The 5323-nt window shown below is 57.3% G+C and carries 4 protein-coding genes and 3 pseudogenes; 5 read left to right on the top strand and 2 right to left on the bottom strand.

All coding sequences use genetic code 11. The features are described from left to right. Positions 1–129 precede the first annotated feature (129 nt). Positions 130–381: pseudogene (locus AB4Y42_RS43420) on the bottom strand (DNA-binding protein); the annotation flags it as partial. A gap of 438 nt (positions 382–819) precedes the next feature. Between AB4Y42_RS43420 and AB4Y42_RS43415 the strand changes: the two are divergent. The 5 genes and pseudogenes from AB4Y42_RS43415 to AB4Y42_RS43395 all read left to right on the top strand — a co-directional run. Then, positions 820–1002, top strand: coding sequence for a hypothetical protein (locus AB4Y42_RS43415; RefSeq protein ID WP_094781890.1), 183 nt, complete (start codon positions 820–822; stop codon positions 1000–1002). 9 nt (positions 1003–1011) lie between these two features. Further along, positions 1012–1830 (top strand): HipA family kinase, encoded by an 819-nt coding sequence (locus tag AB4Y42_RS43410; RefSeq protein ID WP_368697784.1) that lies wholly within the window; start codon positions 1012–1014, stop codon positions 1828–1830. Next, positions 1827–2726, top strand: coding sequence for a hypothetical protein (locus AB4Y42_RS43405; RefSeq protein ID WP_368697783.1), 900 nt, complete (start codon positions 1827–1829; stop codon positions 2724–2726). The genes AB4Y42_RS43410 and AB4Y42_RS43405 overlap by 4 nt, the downstream gene beginning before the upstream one ends. Positions 2727–3227: 501 nt before the next feature. Next, positions 3228–4544: a hypothetical protein gene (locus AB4Y42_RS43400; RefSeq protein ID WP_368697782.1), complete on the top strand. Its 1317-nt coding sequence runs from the start codon at positions 3228–3230 to the stop codon at positions 4542–4544. A 24-nt stretch (positions 4545–4568) separates the two neighbouring features. Next, positions 4569–4736 (top strand): annotated as a pseudogene (locus AB4Y42_RS43395) (IS5/IS1182 family transposase); the annotation flags it as partial. Between the two features lie 286 nt (positions 4737–5022). Here the strand turns inward: AB4Y42_RS43395 and AB4Y42_RS43390 are convergent. Beyond that, positions 5023–5196 (bottom strand): annotated as a pseudogene (locus tag AB4Y42_RS43390) (alpha/beta fold hydrolase); the annotation flags it as partial. Positions 5197–5323: the final 127 nt, after the last annotated feature.

The raw sequence follows: 5323 nt of genomic DNA, 5'->3' as shown, positions 1-5323 counted from the left end.
TGCCCTGCATCAACAAGCCCCGGTCACGATGCGTTGGTCATTTCCGCGAGTTCTTTTTTGCTCTCGCGTCACGCCGCCTCTATGTGACGCCGCCAGATTTGCGCGGATTTAGACCGCCATCGACAGCGCGGCGATCTCGTCCGGCACACCGGGCACGGCGAAGCCGCTCAGGCCCGCCTGCACGACTTCCGCTTCGATGGCATTGAGGTGCCGCGAGAGCGTGGCGGGGTCGCCGGCGCCCAGCCGCGCCCGCAGCTTCCGTACCGAGACGATTTTCCGGAAGCGGGCATCGGACGCGGGGGCGGGGTCGCCGGCTTCGGCGAGCAGGGCGAGGACCGTGGCGCGGATGGCGTCGGGGGTGACGGCGGCGGGTCGGGACATGGTGGACTCCAGCAACGGATTCCACGTGCCGTACGGCGGCCATCGGTTGCCGCATGGCCAGCCGTACGGGGCGCAGGGCGGGATTTCCAGAATAGATAACGCACAGCGCCGACGCAAGACAACCCGATTCGGCGCGATTAAAAAGGCTCATGCCGCGATAATATGAATTATCACGGCCAAACCTGACTATCATGGCCAGCCCGGATAGCGGCCGCAGCAGACCGCGCCGACCAACCGCTGGTCGCATTGAGTTCGCGCTTTGCAATAGATATCTGAACTTCGGTGGCGCATCGCGCTTGTCGACAGAGACTGTTTGCAGGGGAACAGTCCCGGCCATGCCGTAAAGGATTCGCGCTGCCGCACACTCTAGGCTATTTAGTGTTATCCTGCCTCTTCAGCACCATATCTTGTGCCCGTATCCTCTTCAGGAGATGTAGCGTGGCGAAGAATACCGGAAAGGATTACCGCGTCGGTTCGGTGGATGACCGTTCGCAGGTTTTTAATCCCAAGACAGAAAATTGGGTGAAGCGAAACGACAAGACCGGTCGCTTCATGGGGCAAAAGGCGGACGGCGAACCGTATAAGGGTGTTGCCAAAGAACACGACGGACGCAAGCGCTAGAGGTGGTCAATGCCGAGCCTCGAACTTCCTTTCGACTACGGGAGCCTGCGGTATCGGCCGAACACCGTCGTTGCTCAAGCATCGAATCCTGTTATCTACGGGCGCGTGCAGCTACTCAGCGTCGAACAGGAGATGGCGTTCGTCAAGTTGCTGCAACAAGGCGCATTCACAGTCGAGTCCGTCTGCGCCTGGCTCGCGAGGGCGGTCGGGCTGCAGGCACCCCGTCCTTTATGGGTAAACGTTCCTCGGAACCGGGTGCCCGCCGGTCACTGGCCGTTTGGTGACAAGGAAGCGCAGCTTTGCTTTGCGACCGTTGAACTGCCCAACGCGCGCCCTCTTCATTTTGACGAAGCCAGTTCTGACGTGGTTTTTAATCAGGCACGACTAGACGACGTCCTGATGGCAAAAATCGCCACGTTTGACTCCCTAATTGGAAACGACGACCGGCACGGCGGAAACCTGCTGTTGGCGCCACCGGCCGGAGTGTTTGTAATTGACCATGGAAGGGCGTTAGGTGGCGTTGGCACTGACAGCACATCGATCTGGCTTCCACCCGGCCCAAACGTGCTCCTGCGTCGGATTCAGGCGATGCCTCCCCACCGCCGCCACGCGCTGAAACAGCCGCTCCGCCAGTTTTGCGAGGATTGCGTGCTAGCCGTCGATAAGCTACCGTTGGATAAACTCGTCGAGTCGGAGTCGATACGAGAGATGATTCGACGACACCTTCGCGCAAAGGCTGAGACTCTCCGTGTCGAGATGCTCGACTCCATCGGTATTCCCGAATTGGCTGGTATCAACCGCAGTGGCAGCCGCCCCACAGCGCCATGAACTTCTTTACTCAACACATCCTTCCCATTTTTGACGAGCCGGTCGCAAGTGGCAGTGCCCGCCTTGTCCGTCTGGTACTCGAAACTTCCGGCGAATCGCTGGTGATCGCAGTAGTCGGCGAGCACCACGGTGGCGTTCCATTCGCTCGCGTCGTAACCCCGCGAGTGCTCAAGTGCCTGCCACAGGATTTGGGATACGCCTGTCATTCTTTTGGAAACCTCGTCGTGGCGGACTATCTCACTTGGAGGGAGGCCGGCCATGAAGCCAGCCTCTGGAAGGTCCCCTTGGGCGGAGTCGAAGTTGGCGAACGTTTCGAGGTTGAGGCAGACAGTGCATCTGGCGTGGTCGATGCCGTGCTTGAACGGTGTGCGCTTTTCCACCGACGCCAGTCCCGGCATGAGAACGTAACCGACGACGCTTCAACGTCAACACCTCGTCCCTCGTCCGAAAGCAGGTTCGCGAACTCCGTGAAGCGAGAGGTGCTCGCACGGAGACCGTCGCTCGAAGACCGTTTCAATCGCACATTCAGTCTGACCGGATCGCCCACCGGATTTCCGATTGATTACGTAGGGCACTCGTACGCGACCTGCTATGCGGCGATCGATCCTAAAAGTAAGACTCTCGTGCGTTCGCGCGCTGCGTCAGCGGCACTGTGGCGTCTAGCAAGAGCAAGGGACGCCTTCGGCTTTGCGAGCCCCGAGCGAATGGAATTAACGGCTTGGATTCCTGCTCCAGGCCTTCCAATCTATTCAGACTCCGAATATGCAATCGTAGAGGACACCGTAGGCGAGCTTCGCGAACAGGCTTTGAAAGAGAAGCTGGACGTTTTCTCCGCATTTGACGCACACGACGCTTGCGAACGCTTAATGGAGAGGGAGGTGGCGAGCGTCAATTGAGTTTCGCGAGTCAGCCTAAGGTCGTGGACATGATGGATTGAACAGAGTATCGGGTCCGTAAATTCACAGCGCGAATAGTCAAGTGTTGACGTTCTCCTTGCGCAAAGGATTTCGCCCGACGAATCCAAGGACAATCGAAGCCCGGGGCCGCCTAAGCGCGGTCAGCTTTGCGCCGTCGGCACCGTAGTGCGATTTGAGACCGTCCCGATGCCACTTCTGACGCGCACCACGCGTCTCTCAAGAGTCTGCCGACGTCTCTCATGAGTTGTGATATATCGCTCAATACGATCAAGCATCTCCCGCTCGTGAATTTTCGCCAACTCGTCGCTCCATCTTTCGTTTTCGTAGCGCCTCCGAAGCAGCGTGCTTAGGATCTCGACCGAAGTTTGCGATCAAGTTCTAAAGCGTGTTCCGCAAGCTGCCGTAAAGACGTCTGTGGGCGTGGCCTGCAAAAAATGCGAATGCTTGACAGACGATAACTAGAGCGAGAAATACATATCCGTGGCACTTAATCGCAACGATAATCCGTACTGGAGCGGATCGGAAGGTGAATATCACAAGTATCAGCAGCGTCTGCGCCGACGCGTAAGTGTGCTGATCGATGGTCAGGAGGCGTTGACCAAGAAACAGATGCGCGAATGCATTGACTACGCGAAGACGTTCCAGAGGAGTGTAATCGAAGACCTAAGGTCGTCTCGGCGACGAGCGTTCCGCAGTGGCATCTGTCTACATCTCCACGTCGAAACTTCGAGCAATCAACCTGGCCCGATCCAGTCGCTCGCCAAGAATTTCCTGGACCTGCTTGGAAAGGCGACGCACCTTGATAACACCCGCAGACCGCGAGGCGTGCTGTACGGTGACGACCAGCAAGTGAAAATGCTATCGGTTAGCTGCAGTCACGGTGTCGACATTCCTCAGTTCCGGAAAGTAGCCGCACCGGTGAGAGATGTGATCGCAGATCTCGTCTATGCCGCGGACCTAGAGAAGACACATGATGATCTCTTTGAGGGCGATTTCCACGCGGATTATCGGTTTGCGGATTCACTGGAAACAGTCAGAAAGCAAACTGCAAATCCACCAGCCGAGGACGACTCGGATATGGTGAAGTTGGATCGTCTGCTTGCAGAGATTGTCGACAGACAGTTTGCTCAGGAACATCTGCTTGGCACTGGACAATTGAGGTTGACAGAACTCGCAGACCTCTATCGCCTGAACCCGTCCGAAGGCGGTGATGCGTGGGACGAACTTATGCGGAGTTCTCGGAAGACATCGGAATCGTGGATGCTGCAGGCACCATTCCGCATTGCATTGCCCCCGCTGCCGACCCACGACGGATCCAAAGCGTTCAGGGCCTCAGTCCAGGGCACGTTCAAAGAGTTTGGCACGTCGTTCCGGTGGTTGATGCTGCCTCTAAAAGTACCTGTCGGGATTGAGGTCGTGGTCAAACCTCCGCATGGTGCAAACAAAGCCGAACTGTTCGATCTGGATAACGTGGTCCGTACTTATCTGATGGACTCAATCGATAGGGAACTGAGCCCGCCTTCCGACTATCTGCACGCGGCGAACCTTGACTATGAAGTAGACTCCGCAGACGCGACTGCGATGATGTTGCAAGAAATGCGTGATCGGCGGGACGCCTTACCCAAGGCAGTCCGAACGGGCGTTGTGCGTTACGAAGTTTTCAGGCTTCCCGAGGCGGATGCGAGTTCTCCCGACGGCTACGTAACAGTGAACCTTACCCACGGCCTAAACAATCCAGACTTTTTCCGGAGAATCGATCGCGTCGTCGACAAAGTGGCAACACGACACGATTGGTAACGAGAAGGGGTGCACCGGAGGGATTTGCAGACCGAACCTCCGATCGAGCCGTCGAGCCTGACGTGCAGACGCAAGCGAGTGGGCGGAGCCGGCGTTGAAGATTCGCTGGTTGAGACGATCTAAGCAGTAAAACGCGCTAGCGTGATCAAAGCCTCGAGCGTCACGCGCGTGATTGTTGATATGACCATCATGTCTCATGCCGAAGTTTATCCTATTTAGATAGGAAGACTTATCTTGATGGCGGGTCGCGATCCCTCGCGACGCGGCGTATGCGTCGAAGTGCGTGCTCGTGGACGCAGCAGGAGCGGGCCGCAAAGTTACCGCGCGCTGAGTCAGCCGACGGGATCGCCCCCGGGGAAGATCGATCCGGGATTTCGCGCTTCTCGCACAGGGCCCGGATCACGCGCCACCAGACGCTCAGTTGTTCACGCACATCTGGCGAGGGCATCGCTTCGCGTGAGGAAACAACCTCGCGCTTTTATATGTGATTTACGAATTCCAAAATAGCCTGTGCGACCTCTCGAGGCTGCTCCAGGTGCGGAAAATGACCAGCACCGCGTAGTTCAAGGACTTGTGCATTCTTGAACCGGGGAACGACTTTTTCGCGGAGCATTGCTTCGGGAAAGAAGGGGTCGTCAGTCACGACAATACGGTAAGCGGCTCGTGCCGGCCGTTATAGACGGTGGCTGAGGGCGACATCAAAGTGATGCCCATCATTTCCAATCTGATGGGCACCACTTTGACACAGTCTGCGGAGAAGAAGCCTGGTTCCCGGACGG

The organism is Paraburkholderia sp. EG286B, assembly GCF_040965655.1.
GTDB lineage: Bacteria > Pseudomonadota > Gammaproteobacteria > Burkholderiales > Burkholderiaceae > Paraburkholderia.
Note: the sequence above shows the minus strand (reverse complement) of the source record. Positions and strands in the feature narration are given on the sequence as shown.

Coding starts and splice junctions, on each gene's coding strand:
- AB4Y42_RS43410 (WP_368697784.1), top strand. CDS start 1,012: ATGCCGAGCCTCGAACTTCCTTTCGACTACGGGAGCCTGCGGTATCGG.
- AB4Y42_RS43405 (WP_368697783.1), top strand. CDS start 1,827: ATGAACTTCTTTACTCAACACATCCTTCCCATTTTTGACGAGCCGGTC.